Here is a 17714-nt window from a genome sequence, read left to right as displayed (position 1 = left end):
CGAAAGAGGCGCAGGCACGTCATCGCGGGTCTCCACTGCCGGATCGCGCGACGAACAGGCCGGTGGATTGCGGCACGATCGCGGAAGTCTCGCGCACCGGAACTGCCGCGGGAGCCTCGTTTGGATGGCGCTCGGTTTGCACTGGATCGGCAGCCGAGATGCGCTCGATGCGCGCGACGAACAGCGATGCGCGGGTCCAGGCCTTCGGATCGGTTGCGGCGACGGTGACTGGACTGGAGAGTTCACCGCCGCCGAATAAAGGAAACAACGCGGCGACATAGGCGCGGGTCTCGGCCGGAAGCGGGCGGCCGGCGAGATACTCCTCATAGCGCCCCGGTCCCGCATTATAGGCGGCGAGAAAGCCTGGCGAACCATAGCGATCATGCATCTCGCGGAGGTAGGCGGCGCCCGCGAGGATATTGTCGCGCGGATTGTACGGATCGCTTCCAAGTCGGTGGCGAGTGCGTAGCTCCGTCCATGTATCAGGCATGATCTGCATCAGACCCATCGCGCCCGCGGACGAGATCGCGCGCACGTCGCCCGCACTTTCGACGCGCATGACGGCGCGAATCCAGCGCTCCGGAATGCCGAAGCGTTGCGAGGCCTCGGCGACGAAGCCGGCGATCGGATCGGCTGCAGTCGCACGCGGGATGGGTGCGTTCTGCGCCAGTGCGGTGGAAGGTGATCCGCCGACGATCAGCAGGCCGAAAAGGAGAAGGGCAGAGAGATGCCGGGCGGCGCGTGTCCGCCCGGTCTCCGCCGGATGCCTGCGCGATGGGCGGCGCGTCGGCATGCCGTCAGTCCCGCTCACTGCGCTTCGGCGGACGGTTCCAGTGCAGGCCCCAGGCGGACCTGTCGTCGCCTGACTGGAACAGGTTGGCGCGGATCGGTTGGCGGAATGACGGGTCGTCGATCTGCAAGGAAACGTAGTCGCCGGCCTTTTCGCCGGTTCGCTTCCATCCGGCGCCGATCTCCGGACCGCCGTCGTCGCGAAGGTGAATGCGATAGTCCGGCGCGTTCTCGGTGTCGGAATGCTCGGCAGGGACAAGCACCATCTCGATGTCGAGAGAGACCGTCCGGATGCGGCCGGCATAGCCGGTCTTGGTGCGCGTGAACTCTCCGATCTGCGGCATGGAAGACTCCTGTGTGGTGCGGTGAAACGGAAATGAGCGCATCGTCACCGCGTCGCGGCGCGCCATTCGAAGCGGCCGTTGCCGTCCTCGTCGGTGTAGAGAGGGGTTGCTCGTCCGATGACCGAGCCGCGGGAAACTGGACCGAAGTAGCGACCGTCGAGGCTGTCCCCGACAGACCAGTTCATGAGGAATATCTCGTCAGTGGCGATGCGCCGGCAGCCCTGCCAAATAGGGAGATCGCGGCCGAGACGGTCGCGCGTCAGCGCTTCGGCCATCGCGATGCCGTCGACGCTGACGTGTACGCCGGCGCGGCAGACCTGTTGCCCCGGCAGAGCGGCGACGCGCTTCATGAGCGGGACGCCGCGCGGGAGGTAGCCGCGCTCGGCGAGGAACGAGGCGAGCGGCTCCGGAGCATTCACGGCGACCAAGTCGGTCACTTCGATCTGTGGCGACCGATCGATTGAATAGAGGCCGACCGGCGTGCTGGCCGACGCGTTCCAGATCAGCCTGGGCGTGACATGGATGAAGGATAGGCCCCCGATCAGCATCACGGTGAAGTACGTCGTCATGACGTAGCCGAATCGCGTCATGGCTCGACCCTCCGACGCAGAAGGATGGCCCGATGCTGCTCGGCCGTGTAGCTGCGCGGCTCCTGGCCGGCAGCGAGACGGTTGTGAACATGCCGCCAATGATGCGGCGAGACCTCGGCTGGATTGATGCCGATCGCCTCGATGGCGTCGACGATCTGCAGAACGCGCTCAACCTTCGGCCAGCCGTCCATCCTCAGCAGGATGTCGCCGCCAGGGCGCACGAAAGGCAGAGTCTGGTAGTGTTCGCCTGGCGAGATCGCGCGCACGATGTCGATACGTGAGATGATCGTGCCGAAGTCGTTTGCCGCCCAACGGACAAAGGCGAAGACACTATGCGGCGGGAAGCTGACCACACGCCGGCGTCGGTCGAGAATCTGTTCCTGGACGTCCTGGCCGAACCGAATCCAGTATTCGATCTTCTTCTCCATCCACGTCAGCTCGACGCGGGTCAGACCGTCGAAGAGGAGCGCCGTCGGCACGCGGCGCAAATGAGGAGCGCCGTTCATGGCGTGTCTCCTTCGGTTGGGGGAAACTCGCGGGCGAGCAACTCGCGCAGCATGTCGGCGACGGTGATGCCGCGCTGAAACGCGGCGATCTTGATCTGGCCGCGCATGTCGGGCGTGACGTCGATGGTGAGGCGCGCGGTGAAATTCGCGGCGTCGCCGTGGCGCGGGAAGCGCGGATCGGGGGCTTTCACCCAACTCTCAGGATCGGCTGGACGTGCAGTGAAGGCACGTTTGTGGGGTCGCTCCGTCATGGTGCGATCCTCCCGACCTCGGTGCAGAGCGCGGTGATCTCGCGAGCGGCGGGGCTGCGTTCGTTGATCTCGGAAACCAGACGGCCGGAGCGTGCCGCGTCGGCGAAGGTAACGCGCTGGCCGATGGTGCTGGTGAGCACCGGCGGATCGTGATCGGCGAGTGTCTCGGCCGTCTCGCGGGCAATGACCGTGCGCGCTCCACAGCGATTCAGCGCGAAGCGGGCGGCGAGCTGGGGGCGGTAGATCCGCGCCTCGCCGAGCAGCGACAGCATCTCCGCGGAGGCCCAGCCATCGAAAGGCGATGGCTGCACGGGGATCAGCACCAAGTCGGCAGCGAGCAGCGCGGACCGCATCAGGCTGGCGACACGCGGTGGCCCGTCGATCACCACATGGTCGGCGCTTCGCGCCAGTTCCGGCGCTTCGCTATGAAGCGTATCTCGCGCCAGGCCGACGACACCAAACAGGCGTGCCAGGCCTTCGCGCGCTCGCTGCTGCGACCAGTCGAGCGCCGAGCCTTGGGGGTCGGCGTCGATGAGAACGACGCGCTTTCCTCGTCGAGCCCATTCACCGGCGAGGTGCAATGCGAGCGTCGTCTTGCCGACGCCACCCTTCTGATTGAGGAGCGCGACGATCATGATGCGCCGCCGCGTGGCACGCGCATTCCCGCGGCGGGCGTCGTCTGTCGCTTCGCGGGGTGGACAACACCGTGGCCCGGATCCGACGTCGACTGCCGTGTGCCGCGATCGGCCCAAGCCTGAAGATCGTCGAGGGCATAGACAATGCGGCCACCCAGCTTGCGATAGACCGGTCCCGTGCCGTAGGTGCGGTGCTTCTCCAGCGTGCGACCAGACAGGCCGAGGAAGCGCGCCGCCTCGGGTGTGCGGAGATAGCGTGGCGGGGAGTCGGGTCGCGCTGCTGACATTGGGGCCTCCGGTGCATCGGCTGCCCCGCCGGCGTGCAGTGGCGAAGCGGCGACCACGATGGCGAACCGGCGGCGTCAGGGTGGATGACGGAGTGAGACCCGTCTGTGCGCGTACCCCCTTGTATCCATTGTTCGATTGTGACCGCGGGGAGTCAGTGGCCGGCCAGCAAGCGGAGATAGCCGCCGCGCACCATCGTCTCGGCGTCTTTGACCAAGCGGATTGTCTGGGCGCGGATGGACGACGTTTTCCATTCGGTTGCGGATCGCTGGTGCGCTTCGAAGAGCACCGCGGCGATTTCGCGATACGTGGCGCCGGAGGATCGGCCGTCCAGGGCACGAACCATACGCACCAGCCGCAGGCGGTGACGCGGAGTGAGCGTGAGCGCGCGCGGTAGCGGACCGGCGGCGCGTCCGAGCAGACGGCGTTGGAATCGCAACGCCGCTTGGGCGCGGATGTGGAAGTTGTCGTCGAGCGGCAGCAGGACGGCGAGCGGCTGAGCCGGGTCGATGGCGCCGGCGACTAAATGATGATCACCGTCGGGATCCGCCAAATTGATCGCACGTTCCCCGCCGGGCTGCGCGTGCAGTGCGGCGTGGGTCAGGTCGAGCTGTTCGAGCCGCCGGGCCGCGCGAAAGACTGCCGGCGCAGCCTCAAGCATCAGAACGCTGGCGACAAGCTCGGGCCGCCAGAAGATCGCGGTCTCGTTAGCGGAGCGGTCGGGATCGAGCAGGAAAGCGCAGGCCCCATTGCTGGGCTGCGCTCCCATGGGGCAATGAGGCGCTTGGCCGGGTGGCCGGCATGCTGCGCAGGCGGTCATAGTCGCTGCGATAGTCGGGATTGCGGCGCAGAAACTCCCACGCGAACCCTTGCCGCTCCAGCCGGTTCAGCGCGCGTTCGGTTTTCTGCAATCGCCAATCGGGCGGCTCGGCCATACGCGTCTCCTCGTCCGCGCTTGAGTGGCCCCCTACACCTGAGCCTCGCCGCCGACGAGGCGCGACGGAAGTCCCCGAAACTGCGCGGCGTGATGCCTCTCACAACCGGGAGGAGTGTTCTACTTTACGACACGCGGGGACGGAGGAGCTCGCGATAGCCCGTGGTGGTCATCCAGCGAGCGCGGGCGAGATGGCTGTCATGAACCATGCGGGCGCGGTCGGGATCGCGGTCGGGATCGAGCCCGAAAAGAACCTGCACTGCCTCACGCCAGTCGGCGCCTTCGGCGGCGGCGTCAAGGAGCCGAATATAGAGAGCAAGATGGCTTTCATCGTAGGCCGTGAGACGGCCGCTCTCGGGCGGACAATCCTGGAAGGCCACGATAGTCATCGGCGAGTCGATCTTTCTTGGTTAATTGATCGTATCCGCTTCGCCAGCGCACGCCAGACCGACAAGTGAAATTTCCCGATGCTTTTCATGCATCGCGCCAGCCCAGTGGCGGCATCGCGCATTGGCTTCACGCCCGTGTATTATAACACGTAGCGATATAATGCACGATTGCCTCCTATCCTGCGGATGGACATTCGCAGAATATTTGGAGCCAACGTCAGGAGGTATCGCGTCGCGGCCGGCCTGAGCCAGGAAGCGGTCGCCGTGAAGATGGGTGTGGACCGCGCCTATGTGAGCGGCATGGAGCGAGGCCAGCAGAATGTGACATTGCTGACGATGTGGCATTTGGCGGAAGCGTTGGGCGTGAGACCCGTCGACCTTCTCGATGAGGCGGTGGAGGAAGCTGAGACATGAGTCTCGGCGGGTCGGGGTTGCGATCCGACTCGAGCACGCGATCCGCGCAGCCGTACCGGCGGAAACGTGCAAAGCCGTCAACGCGGAAAACCGACAAAACGGAAAACCGGATCACCGGCCTCGAAGGCCTTGCCCCGCCCGGACCGTCCGGGCGGGGCTTTGGCGCGCTTGTCAGTCGCCGTTGCGACGGCTGGGGCGGGACCAGATGAGGCTGAAGCCCTCGCCCTCCTCGTCGTCGAAGAGATTGGCGTAGATCGGGGCGGTGAAGCTCGGGTCGTCGAGCTTGAGGCCCAGATAGTCGCGGCCCTCGGTGGAGCGCTTGGCCCAGGCGGCGCCGATCTCGACGCGGCCCACGAAGACGCGGTGGCTGGGGCTGTTGTCGCCGGAGCGGTTTGCCTCGGGGACGATGCGGACGTTCTTAGCCTGGACCGAGAGGGTGACGATTTCGCCGGTGAATTCGTTCGAGCCGGTCTTCTTGAAGGTGCCGATGGTCGCCATGGTAGTTCTCCTTGATCTCTGTTTCCGAGCCCGCACCATTGCGGCCTCGATGGTGATCGGTTGGCCGGAGGCGATCGACGGCGCACCCCGAAGGGGCTCGACAGCAAAGGAGGAACTTTCTTGTTTCGCGAGGAATGACGGCGCAGCCGGCAGGGGAAGAAAGTTGTGACGCCGCTGTTGCGCCATAGGCGGTCGAGGCTTTAGCCGGCCTTCGGCCAGATCAGTCCATCGAAGAGGCCGTTCGGTGCGCTCTGCGTGACAGAGCTGACATCAAGGGGAACGTGGCGATTTTCGAGTCACTGCAGGGTCCGGTCAATGAATTCGACGGTGATGCGGGTCCTGTCCGGCAACCAACGGATCTCGTGCTTCGGAGACCAAGCTTCGGCTGCACGCCCGTTCACACGACTCGTTGGCCGCGTTGAGATCGGCGTCGCCATTTGGTCCATACCGTCTCAACGGCCGCGACGGCTCCGGCCACTCTGCGATGATGGGTTGCGCCTCGATGCCCAGGCCGCGTTCACTCCAGATTCGATGATGAGGGCCGCGGGCGCCCTGGCAGCTTGGTCCAGTCCCGCCCCAACGATGCGGCGGTGTCAGCCCCGCGCCAAGCCCTGTCCGGCTGGTCCGGGCGCGGCCATTCCGGTGAAGCGGACGAACGCCGTGATGCTGACGGCGATAGCGCCGATGACGGCGAAGATCGACTGCCAAGTGGGTGAAGGCATCGCCATCTGGGCGATTCCATGCGTGGCGCTATAACCGGCGATGGTGGCGGGCGCGACATAGAGGAGAATGATCAGGAGGCGAAGCCACGTCCATGGCACAAAGGCAAGCGCGAGCTGACCAATGCCAAAGGTTACGCCGCCTGCCACGAGGCCCACGGCAATCCCACCGAGCACGCCGGCCCCCGTGTGGAAGGCCCAGATGCCAATCGTCAGACCGACGAAAAAGGGCAGCGCAAAGACAGCAAGCGTGAACAGCAGCCAGCAGAAGAAGCCGATGCCGAGGATGACGAGCAGAGGTCCAAGGATAATCATGGCGGTGCGCTCCGTGAGATAAAGGTCTGACGGTCGCGCCTTCCACCACCACCACCACGGCGCGACCATAAGTATAGCCGCAAACAGGCGCCAGCGGGAGCGGAAATCCCGCTGGCCTTCTGCGGTGCAGCTTGCCTGGCGATTCGCCCCTTCATGGTTTTGGAAGGGGTCGAATTCGTGGATGACGGCACCGGGATCGCCGTCATATTCGGCGGCCAGCATGACGCCGTAGTTGCCAGCGTCAGCATGAAAGACGACGACGCAGACCATGAGGGTGGTGGCTAGGTTCCAGCCGTTGGCGAATGCGAGGGCTTGAGACATTGATCCGGCTCCTGTGCAGAGGCGGGGGCCATCCCCGCGCGACAGGCGCCCGATGTGTCCGGCCGAGGGCCGCAATCACCGCGTAGGCGAAGACAGAGCGGCGGCACGCTTCAGCGTAAGCCGACCCCTTGTGGGTTGATGGCGTCAGGCCTCTCGGGCGGACCAAGGATCAGCGCCTATAGACGCGGGGTGGCGCCCGCCGGCAGGAGCCGCCACTCAAAGGCCGTCGCCGACAATGCGTGAAACCTCGTTATCCTCACGGTGCGCTGACCGATCGGCTAAGGTGTGCTTACGAGTCGACCTGATGGTTGAGGCATGCGGCATGGCGGAATTCACGGGACGCGACCTGCACCTGGTGAAGAAGGCACTCGCCATTGGGGTGCTGGCAATCGAGCGACAGCCGGGGCCGTTTCAATCGGCGTCCGATCAAAGCGACATGAAGGCGCTGCTCGACAGCCTGATCGAGAACGATACGGAATTGGCGCACTATGCTCGTGCGGCCCGGATCGCCGTGACGGGTGAACCGGACTGAAAGGCGGTTTTGCGGAAAGCCGGTGATCCGCCTTTGCGGGTTCACGTCACTACGCATGAAGAGCAAGGCGGCGCTCACGCGCCGCCGAACTTCCAGACCGGGATGCCGAGCTTCTTCGCCTTGTCGGCGAGGTTGTCCTGGATGCCGGTGCCGGGGAAGTGCATCACGCCGATCGGCAGCACGTCCAACATAGCGTCGTTGCGCTTGAACGGCGCGGCCTTGGCGTATTTCGTCCAGTCCGGCTTGAAGGCGATCTGCGGGATCTTGCGGTTGTCGGCCCATTTAGCGGCGATCAGCTCGGCGCCCTTGGGCGAGCCGCCGTGCAGCAGCACCATGTCGGGATGTTTGGCGTGGACCTGGTCGAGCTTCGCCCAGACCAGACGGTGATCGTTGAAGTCGAGGCCGCCGGTGAGTGCGACCTTCGGACCCGGGGGCAGGAGCACCTGGTTGTCGGCGCGCTTCTTCGCGGCCAGGAAGTCGCGGCTGTCGATCATCGCGGAGGTGAGATTGCGATGGTTGACCTTCGACCCGTTGCGCGGCCGCCAGGTTGAATGGGTGTGGTGCTCGAATTGGTCGGCGGCCTGGTCGCGCATCAGCTCGAAGGCGTTGCGGCGTTCGATCAGCGTCTGGCCTTCCGCTGTCAGGCGTTCCAGCTCGACGGATTTGACCTCGCTGCCGTCCTGTTCCCGCTGGGAGCGCCGCTGCGCCAGCTCGTTGTCGTCGAGTTCGCGCTCGGTCCGGTCGATGGCCCGGTGGAAGACGTTCACTGTCGACCAGAGCAGGTCCTCGAGGTCGGGTTCGAGGCGAGTGTCGGCCAGCGCTACCACGAGGGCGTCGAAGATGTCAGAGATGCTGGCGGCAAGGACCTGCGCTTCGGGAAGCGGCCTGGGATCGGGCTCGTCGTGGAAGGGACGGTAGCCATAGAGCTGGAGTTCGTGGAGGACCTGGTCGGTCGGGGATGAGCTGTGGTGCGGCTCGAAATCGTCGTCATGGTCGGTGGTCATCGCGGCTTTCCTTGTCGGATCGGCCGCGCCCATCGCGGCCTTCATGGCGACGAAGGCAGCGGGCGGAACGGACCTGCACCCGCAGCGCAGCGGAGGGCCGAAGCCTCGGCGGAGGGCCGAAGGGGGCCGACTATTTTGGTTCGCGATGTAAAGGCGGCTCCGCCGCCGACGGAAAATAGTCGGCCCACAAGGTTGCCGGTCCGGGCCGCTTGCTGCCCGATCGCCCTCTCAGAAGGCCGTGGGCGCAGTCCTCTCCGACGCTGATGGAAAGCATGACCGCCGACCCAGTGACGACGACGCTGCCGCGCCCCATCCCTGTTCCGGCTATGCCGCCAGTTCCATGAAACGGGCGACGTCCTGCGCCGCGATCTGCACGCGGCTCGCCGCCCGAAGCGCGTCGCTACCGAGCAGGCGGAGATCCTCGTTGAAGTCTCCGAGCCGTGGCGAGATCACGATCGCTTCGATCCCGGCCTCCTGCGCTCGCTCGATCAACGTCACCATCGCGCCGTCACCGGCGGGATCGTCGTCGCGGGCGATGTAGAGTCGCCGCAGCGTGCCCGGGAACAGGATGGCGGAGAGATGCGCTGCCGAGAGCGCCGCGACCATCGGCAGGGTGGGCAGAACGCATCTGAGCGATAGCATCGTCTCAATGCCTTCGCCGGCCGCCATGACTTCGCCCGCCACACCAAATCGAACGGCATGACCGAGAAGGTCGCCCATCGCCCGTCTCGGCGTGTCGATCGGCGCCTTGCCGAGCGTCGCCTCGGTGAAGCCGCCGGGATCGAGCCAGGTGCGATGCGCCCCGGTCGGATGCCCCGCGAGATCGGTGACTGAAGCGATCATCGCCGGCCAGGTCTCGGTCGGGCTGTGGTCGTCGGGCCGATAGTAGCAGCGCGGGTGGAAGCGCAGGCTTCCGGTGCCGTGCAAAGCCGTAACGCCGCGATTGCGGAGATACGTTTCTACGAGAGTGCGAGAAATCGGCTGCGACATGCCGAACAGTCGCCGTGCCGCCTCCGGCGATCCGGTAGGGGCGCTTGGTGCGCGCGATCGGGGACGATCCGGCTCCGGCTCGGGATGCGGCAGACTGAGGAACGAATGCGCCTCATCGGCGACGTCCTTGAAGTCGACCAGTCCGCAGCTTTCCCGGATTACGTCGAGCAGGTCGCCATGCTCGCCAGTGGCGGCGTCGGTCCATTTGCCAGCAGGACCTTTCACCGACTCCTTGAGCCTGACGAACATGGAGCGGCCCGGCGTGTTGCGAACGTCGCCCACCAGCCAGTACCGGCCCTCCCGCCGTCCGGCCGAGAGGTAGTGGCGGCACACCGCCTCGGCATCGCGCGCGAGAAGGTGGGCCAGTTCGGACGCGTCGTGGCGGGCCATCACGCGGCCTCCCGCTCGCCAATACGCTCGACGGGATAGTGGTCGAGCAGTTTTGCCAGCACGCCGGCGCCGTTCGCATCGGTCGGCACGAACATGCGCAGCTTCCAGGAGATGATCTCGCTGAAGAGGCCGTAGGCGCGCAGCCGGTCGCGCATGGTGTCGGCGAACCCCGACAGCTCGATGCGGTGAGCGCCCATGACGCGCACCCGATGGAGCTGCAGGCCCTCGGCGAGGTCGAGGACGGTCCGGCCCTCCATCAGCGCGGCGAAGGCCGCATCCGGCGTCAGGGCGGCAGCTCCGGTCACGGAGGCGTTCGCCGCCCAGGCCGGAGGGACCCTACGGCCGATGATGCGCTCGCCCGCGTCGGTCTGGAGCCGATAGACCCGTGTTGACTCGTTCGGCAGGCGCTTCCAGATCGGCAGCAGCAAGCCGGCGACGATATGGAGCGTGCTGTCGGCGAACTCCGGCACCTCGGCCGCTTCGCGAGCCCACGCAGTGGCGAATGCCTCCTGCTCCGCCGCCTGCCAGTGGCTCTCGTCCATCATCTTCAGCGAGGCGTGATGGTGCTCCATCGGCCGGATCAGTCGAACGCGGCGTTCGATCTCGCCGTCGTCGAGCATCAGGCTCGGCGCCGGGATCTGCACGGCGGCACGGCCCGAGCGCTCGTTGACCAGCAGCGCGGCGCGGGAATCGGCGAGATGACCCAGCGCCTCATCGAGCGTCACGGGGCGATTGCGCCGGCGCTCGGTGATGGTGAGCAGCCGGGTCTCCGCGCCCGTCGCGGGATGGGTGTAGATCGCCCGGCGGTCCGTGACGACGAAGCTTTCGGCCCGCAGCGTCTCCAGGCCGACGTCATAGACGCCGCTGGCGATGGCACCCTCTACCTTGGCGTTCAGCAATTGCTCGAACGCCATGAACAGCACCCCCTGAAGTTCGATGGTGAGCGCCAAGAGGCGGTTGAGGAATGTCGTGATCGGCGGCAGCTCGTCCCTGATGCCGTTCGCGTCCATGAGCTTGAGGCCCGTTGAGGCCTCGAACATCTGGAGCGAGCAGCCTTCGATCTTGCCGCGCACGAGCAGCGTGTAGAGCTGGCGCAGTGCGTCGCGGGCGTAGTGCGATTCGAGATTGTCCTCGGGCCTGAAGAGTCCCTGCCCCCCGGTCTGACGCTGGCCGCGGGTGATGGCGCCCAGCGTGTCCAAGCGGCGGGCGATGGTCGAAAGGAAGCGCTTCTCGGCCTTCACGTCCGTCGCGATAGGCCGGAAGAGCGGCGGCTGCGCCTGGTTGGTGCGGTTCGTCCGCCCGAGGCCCTGGATCGCGGCGTCGGCCTTCCAGCCGGGTTCGAGCAGATAGTGGACGCGCAGCCGGCGGTTCCGCGCCGAGAGTTCGGCGTGATAGCTGCGCCCGGTGCCGCCCGCCTCCGAGAACACCAGGATGCGCTTCAGGTCGTCCATGAAGGCGGCGGTCTCGGCGAGGTTGGCGGAGGCCGCGCGGTTCTCCACGACCAGGCGGTCGCCCTTGCGCACCACGCGGCGCGAGCGTCCGGTCACTTCGGCCACAAGGTCCGCGCCGAAGCGCTGGACGATCTGGTCGAGCGCGCCGGGCACCGGCGGGAGCGAAGCGAGGCGCTCGATCAGCTCATTGCGGCGCGCGACGGCCTCGCGGCTCTCGACCGGCTGGCCGTCGCGAAAGACAGGCCGGGACGAGAGGTTGCCTTCGCTGTCGGTGAACGGCTCGTAGAGCTGCACCGGGAAGGAATGGGCGAGGTAGTCAAGAACATACTCGCGCGGCGTGATGTCGACGCGGACGTCGTTCCATTCCTCGGTCGGGATCTCGGCAAGCCGGCGCTCCATCAGCGCCTCGCCGGTCGAGACGATCTGGATGACGGCGGCATGGCCGTCGGCCAGGTTCTGCTCGATCGAGCGGATCAGCGTCGGCGTCTTCATGCTGGTGAGCAGGTGGCCGAAGAAACGCTGCTTGGCGCTTTCGAACGCTGAGCGGGCCGCCGACTTCGCCTGCCGGTTCAACGTGCCGGTCTCGCCGGTGATGTTCGCCGCCTGCATCGCAGCGTCGAGATGGTTGTGGATGATGGCGAAGGCGCCGGCATAGGCGTCGTAGACGCGCCGCTGCTCTGCGGTGAGCTGGTGTTCGATCAACTCGTATTCGACACCGTCATAGGAGAGCGACCGAGCGGTATAGAGCCCGAGCGAACGCAGGTCGCGGGCCAGAACCTCCATCGCCGCGACACCGCCATCCTCGATCGCCTCGACGAATTCGGCACGCGTGGCGAAGGGGAAGTCCTCGCCGCCCCAGAGGCCGAGCCGCTGCGCGTAGGCGAGATTGTGGACGGTCGTTGCGCCGGTGGCCGAGACATAGACCACGCGGGCGTCCGGCAGGGCGTGCTGCAAGCGCAAGCCAGCGCGGCCCTGCTGCGATGGGGCGACGTCGCCGCGTTCGCCCTTGCCGCCACCGGCGTTCTGCATGGCGTGGCTCTCGTCGAAAATGATCACTCCGTCGAAGTCGGAGCCCAACCATTCGACGATCTGCCGGACGCGCGAAAGCTTCTCGCCGCGGTCGTCGGACCGCAGCGTAGCGTAGGTTAAGAATAGGACGCCTTCAGCCAGCCGGATCGGTTTGCCCTGCGCGAAGCGCGAGAGCGGCGTGATGAGCAGCCGCTCCATGCCGAGGGCAGACCAGTCGCGCTGGGCGTCCTCGAGTAGCTTGTCGGACTTGGAGATCCAGACCGCCTTGCGCCGGCCCTTCAGCCAGTTGTCGAGGATGATGCCGGCAGACTGGCGGCCTTTGCCCGCGCCGGTGCCGTCGCCCAGCATGAAGCCGCGGCGAAAGCGGACGGCGCTCGGCACATCGTCGCGGGCGGCGGTGACGAGATCGAAGGTCTCGTCCACCGTCCAGGCGCCGGCGAGATAGTCGCCATGCGCCTCGCCGGCGTAGATGACCGTCTCGAGCTGGGCGTCGGACAGGAGGTTGTCGGCGACGAGGTCGACCGGCAACCGCGGCCGATAGCTCGGCTTCGGCGACGCGACCGAGGCCATGGCGGCGGACTGCACCAGTTTGGTCGGGTGCGCCCGGGCTCCGGGAATCCGGATTGATTGGAGCCGGTACTCCTCATAGATCGCATCGCTGAGACGCGCGCCCTCGGGCGGCGTCCATTCGATCGTCTCATAGGCGAGATCGACCGCCTCCGGATCGACGACGGACGGCTTGGCCGGCTCCGCCGCAGCGGCGCGGGCGAGATAGCCCCGCACCGTTCGCGGTGCGGCGGCCGACACGGGGATCGCGAGGCTCGGCGCAAGTGCCAGACGCGCCGGAACATGTTCCGCGATCCAGCCGAGCAAGGTCGCCACGTCGGGCGCGATGCCCCGCGATGCCGGCAGCGCCGCCGGATCCTCAGCGGGCGACTTGTCGATGACGATCAGCCGCGTGTCGATCGTTGTGCCGTGCTTGGCATAGACCGCCCCGTCGATCGCGGCGGTGAAGACGATGCGGCCGCATTCCTGCAGCCGGAGGAAGGCGTCGCGCCAGGCCGGAGCTTCGGGCGAAAAATTCGCGCCGGTGATCGCCACCAGCCGCCCGCCGTCGGCGAGGCGGGCCAGGGCCGAGGCGATGTGGCGATAGGCGGTGTCGGCCACGCGGCCGGCGACGTTGGCCATCGCCGAGAAGGGCGGGTTCATCAGGACGACGCTCGGGACGATGGCGGTATCGAGGTGATCGTCGATCTGGGCGGCGTCAAAGCGCGTGACGGTGACGGCCGGAAAGAGGGAGGAAAGCAGCGTCGCCCGGGCCTCGGCCAACTCGTTCAGGACAAGCGCGCCGCCGGCGATCTCGGCCAGGATGGCGAGGAGGCCGGTTCCCGCCGAAGGCTCCAGGACGCGGTCCGCTGACGCGATGGCGGCGGCGGACAAGGCCGCCAGGCCGAGCGGGGTCGGTGTCGAGAACTGCTGGAAGGCCTCGCTCTCGGTCGAGCGGCGCGTGTGGGTGGGAAGAAGGGCCGCGATCTTGGCCAAGGCGGCAAGACGCAATGCCGGAGAGTCGGCTTTGCGGAACAGCGCCTTTCCATATTTGCGGAGGAAGAGGACGGTCGCAGCCTCGCAGGCGTCATAGGCCGTCTTCCAGTCCCAAGCGCCGGCGGAGTCGGAGGCGCCGAAAGCGGCCTCCATGGCGCTGCGAAGGATCGCAGCATCGACCCGCTGGCCGCGCTCGAGATGCGGAAGGAGTCGCTCCGCGGCGGCGAGGATCGCGCCGGCAGCGTCAGGATGAGGGACAGGCGACAGCGGCGCAGCCTGGTCGGCCGCGATCGGAGAAAGGTCGTTCATGAAGGGAGCCTCGGGAGAGCGGGAACGGGCGAGCCGGCCGGCGCTCTCTCTCGGACCGCACCGGCTCAAACCCCTCCTGGCCGCCCTCTTCCTCTCATCACGCCGCCGCCTTCACGGCGCGCCACCACGCAATCCGCTCGTCGCGGCTGGCGTTAGCCAGTCGACGTAGGAGATCGCCGTGGCAGGAGAGCGGTGCGCAGAAGCAGACGAGGTCGCGACCGCGCAGCTCGTCGAGCGCGCGCAGCAGATGGTGCTGATCCGCGAGCCAGCGTTCGTGCTTTGCGATGACGGCGGCCCGGTCGCCGTCGGGGCCGATCCGGAACGGATTGCCCCATTTGCTGCCGCGGCCGACATAGATGGCTCCGGCTGGGACGCCAGTCACCCGCTTGTTGAGAACCTTGCACATTTGCTCCGCCTCCGATCCGTTAGGCGGTCTCGGCGAAGGACGGCGTGAAGCGGCGACGGTCACGCGCCCGGCGCGGAAACGGCTTGCCCGTTGACCGGCGCCGCGCGGCGTCCAGACAAGACACGCCCGAGGATCGTGGGCGGCTCACAAGGGTTCGGAGAGCGAGGTACTGACCCGTCAGCCGAAACGGCGGCCGGCTGCGGTGAAGGTGTAAGCGTTGGCGGTGATGGCCTCGTCGACGATCTCGTCCGAGGTCAGGTAGTCGTATTCGCGCTCGAGCTGGCGATAGAGCCAACGGGCGAGATCGCGCAGCGCCTCGATGACGGTTTCCTCGGCGTCGGCGGTTATGTCCTGCCAGGTCGGGCTGTCGCGTTCGACCAAGATCGCCATGCTGTATTCGTGGTGATGGCGGTCGCGATGCGTCACGGTGGCGTGGAGCTGGTAGAAGTTCCGCCGCTGGATCGCCTGCAGGACATCGGCAATCCGATGAAGCTCATTGTCCTTCGGCGCATGATCGCGGATCGCTCTCGGCGCGCCCGTCGCATGGCCGTAGCGCCCCTCGAAACAAGCGCCGTCGCCCTGACTCCAGAAGCCGGAAAACCAAATGCAGGGCTTCTGCCGTGTGCCGCCGCCGTAAAGGCGAACCGGGTTGGTTCTAAGCTCGACGCCGATGATTGCGCAGACGCGCTCGAAGTCGTCATAGACGAACTCGAACCAGTCATGGTCGAAGTCGGCGTGCCGATACCAGGCGCGTGCCCTATCCTTCGCCGCGTCGTCGAGTTCATCGAGACGATAGACGGTGATTTCGACGATCTCAGGCATCGAGGTCGCCTCCATCGAGGGCGACGACGAGCCATTCGTTGGTGCTGACCCAGCCGATGCTTTTGCGGGCGCCGAGATCAATGACGTGTGCGCCGCCGCCGAAGGCGTCGAGGCGCGGCTTCGAGCAGGTGTTGGCATACTCGAAGCCCCAAAAGCCTTTGAGGTCGAATTGCTCCGCGCACAGCAGGACGAACTCGATCACCCGTTCGGGATCACCGGTGGCGTCGTCGCGAATCCAGAGCTGCGATCCGCCCTCGTTGTCCAACGAGAGAAGGAAGCCGTCGGACGAGGAGAACCCGACATCGTCCGCTGGCGCGTCGTTGTAGAGTTCGAGAGCGCGAGCTGCTTTCTCGGGTGTGCCGACATCGAGAAGGCACGAGAAATGGGTGAAGTAGTCGGCCATGTCAGTCTCCTAAAAATGCGAAAGCCCGGCGCGATGGCCGGGCTTCGAGGGGTGGATTGTGAGAGCGATTGTCAGGCGGCGGGCGCATCGCGGATTCGGTCGTCGTCGAATTCGACGTCCTCGATGACCTCCTCCCGACCGTCTGGTATCAGCCGGTCGATGTAGGCGATGACGCCCTCGCGCCGTTCGTCCGTGTCGATGTGCTCGGGGTGAGCGATGGATTCCATCGCAGTCCGCGCGGCGGCCTTCGCCTTCTCGATAGCTTCGGCGTCGGTCGCGGCTTCGAGCGTGACGCTATCGAAGGCGCGTAGCCAGAAGGCGATCTTGACGATGTATTCGGTCATGACGCGCCTCCATCACCGTCGGGGTCTCGCGCTCCGGCGAGGATCGCTTCGGCTTTCGCGATGGCAGCGTGGACCCGCTGACGCCAGAACGGTTCGTCAGCCAGACCAGCGTCGGGAGGGAGCGCAAAGATTTTGAGGAGGCCGAGCAGAACCTCGAAGTGCTCGGCCTTACGCTGTAGTTCCTCGGTGAAGTGCGAAGGGATCGGAAGCGCCGGCAGGCTGTAGGGCGGGACGTCGCCCGCCCAGGCACCTGTGACATAAGTCTCACCGGCGGATTCGTAGTCCTCCTTCTGCCCCTCCCAGTCATCGTCTTCGATGGCGAGGCGGCAGGCTTCGGCCAGCGTGTCGGCTTGGTAGCTGCGCTGGCGGTAGATCGGAATGCGGTAGGTGGATTCGATGGTGAACGTGGACATGATGGTCTCCAGACATGCGAAAGCCCGGCAAGGCCGGGCTCGGGTGGGGTTTGAAGGTGGTTGCCGCTTAGGGACGCTGGGGCATCTAGGCGGCGCTGGCATCCAAAGAAGGCAGTGCGACGCACGCGTGGTCGGTGCTCGCGCCGGACGTCACGGCGAAGGGATCGACCAGCTTGTGGATCGGCTGCGCGCGACCCATCCAGGGCTGGGGGCGAATGCAGCGCACCCAGTCGGCGAAGCTCGGAATGAATCCGAGATCCTCGATGACATGCTGCTCGCCTATCAGGCGCACAGGCACGACGCGGCCCGTCAAGATGGTGATCGTCGGGCCGAAGAACCGCTCTAGCATGAAGATGCCTTCGGCGTGATGCCGCAGCGCCCGATGCCGGAAGTCGGCGGTGATCGCCTTCGACTCGTCGAACCATTGGTGCAGCGGCAGATAATCTTCCGCGACGCCGCCCCATTTTCTGACTGAGGAAAGGGCGTGGTGATAGCAATGTCCCATGGCCGCCTCTCAGAAGGTGTGAGTGTGGTTTTCGGAGGCGGTGTAGCGCCCGTTGTAGTCGAGCGTGATCGTCTCCTCCGCGACGTCGAAGATGACGTCGCCGTAAGCGCCGTCGTTGTTTTCCCAGCCGCAATGGGTCTTTTCGAGAACGTCATAAGCCAGGCTCTCGACGGCTTCGGCGATGCTGACGGACGAACGCTTCGGTTCGGCTTGCTCCCAGACGGCCTCGGCGATTTCGATGGTTGCGGCCGGCATGATGACGGGATCGTCGCCAGCCTGAGCTTCGACATTCTCGATCTGGCCGGAATCGCCATAGCCGTCGAAGCTGACGACGACGCGGGTGACGCCGGCGAGCGCTAGTGCGTTAAGCAGCGCGGCCTTGTTGAGGGTGAAAAGCTCGGCCTCGAGCTTGGCTTGGGTAGCCGCCTTCATCTCCCAATCGGAAAGCGGCGCGGCGGGCTGACGCGTGGTGTCGGATGTGTCGGTCATGACGGTCTCCTGAAACGAAAAAGCCCGGCGCAAAGGCCGGGCTGTCGGGGCGGTTGAAGGGAAAGAGACGCGGGACGGCCGAAGCCGCCCCGCGC

24 protein-coding genes are annotated in these 17714 nt (G+C 66.2%); 2 read left to right on the top strand and 22 right to left on the bottom strand.

Translation table 11 applies throughout. The features are described from left to right. Positions 1-19: 19 nt before the first annotated feature. The 10 genes from EPO41_RS10265 to EPO41_RS10220 form a co-directional block, all read right to left on the bottom strand. A complete protein-coding gene (locus EPO41_RS10265; protein WP_296324205.1) occupies positions 20-793 on the bottom strand; it encodes a lytic transglycosylase domain-containing protein in 774 nt (257 codons plus the stop codon). 4 nt (positions 794-797) lie between these two features. Next, positions 798-1133, bottom strand: coding sequence for a DUF736 domain-containing protein (locus EPO41_RS10260; RefSeq protein ID WP_296324203.1), 336 nt, complete (start codon positions 1131-1133; stop codon positions 798-800). Positions 1134-1177: 44 nt separating this feature from the next. Beyond that, a complete protein-coding gene (locus EPO41_RS10255; protein WP_296324201.1) occupies positions 1178-1723 on the bottom strand; it encodes a S26 family signal peptidase in 546 nt (181 codons plus the stop codon). Beyond that, positions 1720-2229: a DUF2840 domain-containing protein gene (locus EPO41_RS10250; protein WP_296324199.1), complete on the bottom strand. Its 510-nt coding sequence runs from the start codon at positions 2227-2229 to the stop codon at positions 1720-1722. Before EPO41_RS10250 ends, EPO41_RS10255 begins: the two co-directional genes overlap by 4 nt. After that, positions 2226-2480, bottom strand: coding sequence for a hypothetical protein (locus EPO41_RS10245; protein ID WP_296324196.1), 255 nt, complete (start codon positions 2478-2480; stop codon positions 2226-2228). Before EPO41_RS10245 ends, EPO41_RS10250 begins: the two co-directional genes overlap by 4 nt. After that, positions 2477-3115 (bottom strand): ParA family partition ATPase, encoded by a 639-nt coding sequence (gene parA / locus EPO41_RS10240; RefSeq protein ID WP_296324193.1) that lies wholly within the window; start codon positions 3113-3115, stop codon positions 2477-2479. The genes EPO41_RS10245 and parA overlap by 4 nt, the downstream gene beginning before the upstream one ends. Continuing rightward, positions 3112-3402, bottom strand: coding sequence for a helix-turn-helix domain-containing protein (locus EPO41_RS10235; RefSeq protein WP_296324188.1), 291 nt, complete (start codon positions 3400-3402; stop codon positions 3112-3114). The genes parA and EPO41_RS10235 overlap by 4 nt, the downstream gene beginning before the upstream one ends. Before the next feature lie 152 nt (positions 3403-3554). Beyond that, positions 3555-4169: a DUF2285 domain-containing protein gene (locus tag EPO41_RS10230; protein ID WP_296324183.1), complete on the bottom strand. Its 615-nt coding sequence runs from the start codon at positions 4167-4169 to the stop codon at positions 3555-3557. Continuing rightward, positions 4108-4335, bottom strand: a complete 228-nt coding sequence (locus EPO41_RS10225) for a DUF6499 domain-containing protein (protein WP_296324179.1) — start codon at positions 4333-4335, stop codon at positions 4108-4110. Before EPO41_RS10225 ends, EPO41_RS10230 begins: the two co-directional genes overlap by 62 nt. A 124-nt stretch (positions 4336-4459) precedes the next feature. Continuing rightward, positions 4460-4723 carry a DUF2285 domain-containing protein gene (locus EPO41_RS10220; protein ID WP_296324176.1) on the bottom strand — a complete coding sequence of 88 codons (264 nt, stop codon included), beginning with the start codon at positions 4721-4723 and terminating at the stop codon, positions 4460-4462. 186 nt (positions 4724-4909) lie between these two features. Between EPO41_RS10220 and EPO41_RS10215 the strand changes: the two genes are divergently transcribed. Beyond that, positions 4910-5137, top strand: coding sequence for a helix-turn-helix transcriptional regulator (locus EPO41_RS10215; RefSeq protein WP_296324172.1), 228 nt, complete (start codon positions 4910-4912; stop codon positions 5135-5137). A 171-nt stretch (positions 5138-5308) separates the two neighbouring features. Here EPO41_RS10215 and EPO41_RS10210 read toward each other — a convergent pair whose 3' ends face one another. After that, positions 5309-5635 carry a DUF736 domain-containing protein gene (locus EPO41_RS10210; protein WP_296324168.1) on the bottom strand — a complete coding sequence of 109 codons (327 nt, stop codon included), beginning with the start codon at positions 5633-5635 and terminating at the stop codon, positions 5309-5311. Between the two features lie 593 nt (positions 5636-6228). Then, positions 6229-6669 carry a hypothetical protein gene (locus EPO41_RS10205; RefSeq protein ID WP_296324427.1) on the bottom strand — a complete coding sequence of 147 codons (441 nt, stop codon included), beginning with the start codon at positions 6667-6669 and terminating at the stop codon, positions 6229-6231. Between the two features lie 643 nt (positions 6670-7312). On the opposite strand from EPO41_RS10205, the gene EPO41_RS10200 reads away from it, so the two are divergent. Beyond that, complete coding sequence (locus EPO41_RS10200; protein ID WP_296324165.1) at positions 7313-7522, top strand: hypothetical protein; 210 nt, start codon at positions 7313-7315, stop codon at positions 7520-7522. 74 nt (positions 7523-7596) lie between these two features. On the opposite strand, the gene EPO41_RS10195 is transcribed toward EPO41_RS10200, so the two are convergent. The 10 genes from EPO41_RS10195 to EPO41_RS10150 form a co-directional block, all read right to left on the bottom strand. Then, positions 7597-8526, bottom strand: a complete 930-nt coding sequence (locus EPO41_RS10195; RefSeq protein ID WP_296324162.1) for a DUF2493 domain-containing protein — start codon at positions 8524-8526, stop codon at positions 7597-7599. A gap of 324 nt (positions 8527-8850) precedes the next feature. Then, entirely contained in the window at positions 8851-9906 is a 1056-nt protein-coding gene (locus EPO41_RS10190) for a toprim domain-containing protein (protein ID WP_296324158.1), read from the bottom strand. Then, positions 9906-14237 (bottom strand): strawberry notch family protein, encoded by a 4332-nt coding sequence (locus EPO41_RS10185; protein WP_296324156.1) that lies wholly within the window; start codon positions 14235-14237, stop codon positions 9906-9908. Before EPO41_RS10185 ends, EPO41_RS10190 begins: the two co-directional genes overlap by 1 nt. Positions 14238-14334: 97 nt before the next feature. Continuing rightward, on the bottom strand, positions 14335-14643 hold the full coding sequence (locus EPO41_RS10180; protein WP_296324154.1) for a DUF4326 domain-containing protein: 309 nt from the start codon (positions 14641-14643) through the stop codon (positions 14335-14337). A gap of 177 nt (positions 14644-14820) precedes the next feature. Next, on the bottom strand, positions 14821-15465 hold the full coding sequence (locus EPO41_RS10175) for an antitoxin of toxin-antitoxin stability system (protein WP_296324151.1): 645 nt from the start codon (positions 15463-15465) through the stop codon (positions 14821-14823). Then, positions 15458-15868 (bottom strand): hypothetical protein, encoded by a 411-nt coding sequence (locus EPO41_RS10170; RefSeq protein ID WP_296324148.1) that lies wholly within the window; start codon positions 15866-15868, stop codon positions 15458-15460. Before EPO41_RS10170 ends, EPO41_RS10175 begins: the two co-directional genes overlap by 8 nt. Positions 15869-15939: 71 nt before the next feature. Beyond that, the gene (locus EPO41_RS10165) at positions 15940-16212 is read right to left on the bottom strand and encodes a hypothetical protein (RefSeq protein WP_296324145.1); all 273 of its coding nucleotides are present in this window, start codon (positions 16210-16212) and stop codon (positions 15940-15942) included. Then, positions 16209-16625 (bottom strand): hypothetical protein, encoded by a 417-nt coding sequence (locus EPO41_RS10160; protein WP_296324142.1) that lies wholly within the window; start codon positions 16623-16625, stop codon positions 16209-16211. The genes EPO41_RS10165 and EPO41_RS10160 overlap by 4 nt, the downstream gene beginning before the upstream one ends. Before the next feature lie 85 nt (positions 16626-16710). Further along, positions 16711-17130, bottom strand: a complete 420-nt coding sequence (locus EPO41_RS10155) for a hypothetical protein (protein WP_296324139.1) — start codon at positions 17128-17130, stop codon at positions 16711-16713. A 9-nt stretch (positions 17131-17139) separates the two neighbouring features. Continuing rightward, entirely contained in the window at positions 17140-17619 is a 480-nt protein-coding gene (locus EPO41_RS10150; RefSeq protein WP_296324136.1) for a DUF6878 family protein, read from the bottom strand. Between the last annotated feature and the right edge of the window lie 95 nt (positions 17620-17714).

This window comes from Reyranella sp. (genome assembly GCF_004297265.1).
In the GTDB taxonomy this organism is placed as follows: domain Bacteria; phylum Pseudomonadota; class Alphaproteobacteria; order Reyranellales; family Reyranellaceae; genus Reyranella.
This window is presented reverse-complemented; position numbering and strand designations above follow the sequence as displayed.

What these genes read in the sequence shown, in the direction of transcription:
- EPO41_RS10210 (WP_296324168.1), bottom strand. Translation starts at nt 5,635, where the DNA reads ATGGCGACCATCGGCACCTTCAAGAAGACCGGCTCGAACGAATTCACC.
- EPO41_RS10205 (WP_296324427.1), bottom strand. Translation starts at nt 6,669, where the DNA reads ATGATTATCCTTGGACCTCTGCTCGTCATCCTCGGCATCGGCTTCTTC.
- EPO41_RS10160 (WP_296324142.1), bottom strand. Translation starts at nt 16,625, where the DNA reads ATGTCCACGTTCACCATCGAATCCACCTACCGCATTCCGATCTACCGC.
- EPO41_RS10155 (WP_296324139.1), bottom strand. Translation starts at nt 17,130, where the DNA reads ATGGGACATTGCTATCACCACGCCCTTTCCTCAGTCAGAAAATGGGGC.
- EPO41_RS10235 (WP_296324188.1), bottom strand. Translation starts at nt 3,402, where the DNA reads ATGTCAGCAGCGCGACCCGACTCCCCGCCACGCTATCTCCGCACACCC.
- EPO41_RS10195 (WP_296324162.1), bottom strand. Translation starts at nt 8,526, where the DNA reads ATGACCACCGACCATGACGACGATTTCGAGCCGCACCACAGCTCATCC.
- EPO41_RS10165 (WP_296324145.1), bottom strand. Translation starts at nt 16,212, where the DNA reads ATGACCGAATACATCGTCAAGATCGCCTTCTGGCTACGCGCCTTCGAT.
- EPO41_RS10265 (WP_296324205.1), bottom strand. Translation starts at nt 793, where the DNA reads ATGCCGACGCGCCGCCCATCGCGCAGGCATCCGGCGGAGACCGGGCGG.
- EPO41_RS10200 (WP_296324165.1), top strand. Translation starts at nt 7,313, where the DNA reads ATGGCGGAATTCACGGGACGCGACCTGCACCTGGTGAAGAAGGCACTC.
- EPO41_RS10255 (WP_296324201.1), bottom strand. Translation starts at nt 1,723, where the DNA reads ATGACGCGATTCGGCTACGTCATGACGACGTACTTCACCGTGATGCTG.
- EPO41_RS10250 (WP_296324199.1), bottom strand. Translation starts at nt 2,229, where the DNA reads ATGAACGGCGCTCCTCATTTGCGCCGCGTGCCGACGGCGCTCCTCTTC.
- EPO41_RS10220 (WP_296324176.1), bottom strand. Translation starts at nt 4,723, where the DNA reads ATGACTATCGTGGCCTTCCAGGATTGTCCGCCCGAGAGCGGCCGTCTC.
- EPO41_RS10215 (WP_296324172.1), top strand. Translation starts at nt 4,910, where the DNA reads ATGGACATTCGCAGAATATTTGGAGCCAACGTCAGGAGGTATCGCGTC.
- EPO41_RS10225 (WP_296324179.1), bottom strand. Translation starts at nt 4,335, where the DNA reads ATGGCCGAGCCGCCCGATTGGCGATTGCAGAAAACCGAACGCGCGCTG.
- EPO41_RS10150 (WP_296324136.1), bottom strand. Translation starts at nt 17,619, where the DNA reads ATGACCGACACATCCGACACCACGCGTCAGCCCGCCGCGCCGCTTTCC.
- EPO41_RS10230 (WP_296324183.1), bottom strand. Translation starts at nt 4,169, where the DNA reads ATGGGAGCGCAGCCCAGCAATGGGGCCTGCGCTTTCCTGCTCGATCCC.
- EPO41_RS10245 (WP_296324196.1), bottom strand. Translation starts at nt 2,480, where the DNA reads ATGACGGAGCGACCCCACAAACGTGCCTTCACTGCACGTCCAGCCGAT.
- EPO41_RS10175 (WP_296324151.1), bottom strand. Translation starts at nt 15,465, where the DNA reads ATGCCTGAGATCGTCGAAATCACCGTCTATCGTCTCGATGAACTCGAC.
- EPO41_RS10180 (WP_296324154.1), bottom strand. Translation starts at nt 14,643, where the DNA reads ATGTGCAAGGTTCTCAACAAGCGGGTGACTGGCGTCCCAGCCGGAGCC.
- EPO41_RS10260 (WP_296324203.1), bottom strand. Translation starts at nt 1,133, where the DNA reads ATGCCGCAGATCGGAGAGTTCACGCGCACCAAGACCGGCTATGCCGGC.
- EPO41_RS10185 (WP_296324156.1), bottom strand. Translation starts at nt 14,237, where the DNA reads ATGAACGACCTTTCTCCGATCGCGGCCGACCAGGCTGCGCCGCTGTCG.
- EPO41_RS10190 (WP_296324158.1), bottom strand. Translation starts at nt 9,906, where the DNA reads ATGGCCCGCCACGACGCGTCCGAACTGGCCCACCTTCTCGCGCGCGAT.
- EPO41_RS10170 (WP_296324148.1), bottom strand. Translation starts at nt 15,868, where the DNA reads ATGGCCGACTACTTCACCCATTTCTCGTGCCTTCTCGATGTCGGCACA.
- parA (WP_296324193.1), bottom strand. Translation starts at nt 3,115, where the DNA reads ATGATCGTCGCGCTCCTCAATCAGAAGGGTGGCGTCGGCAAGACGACG.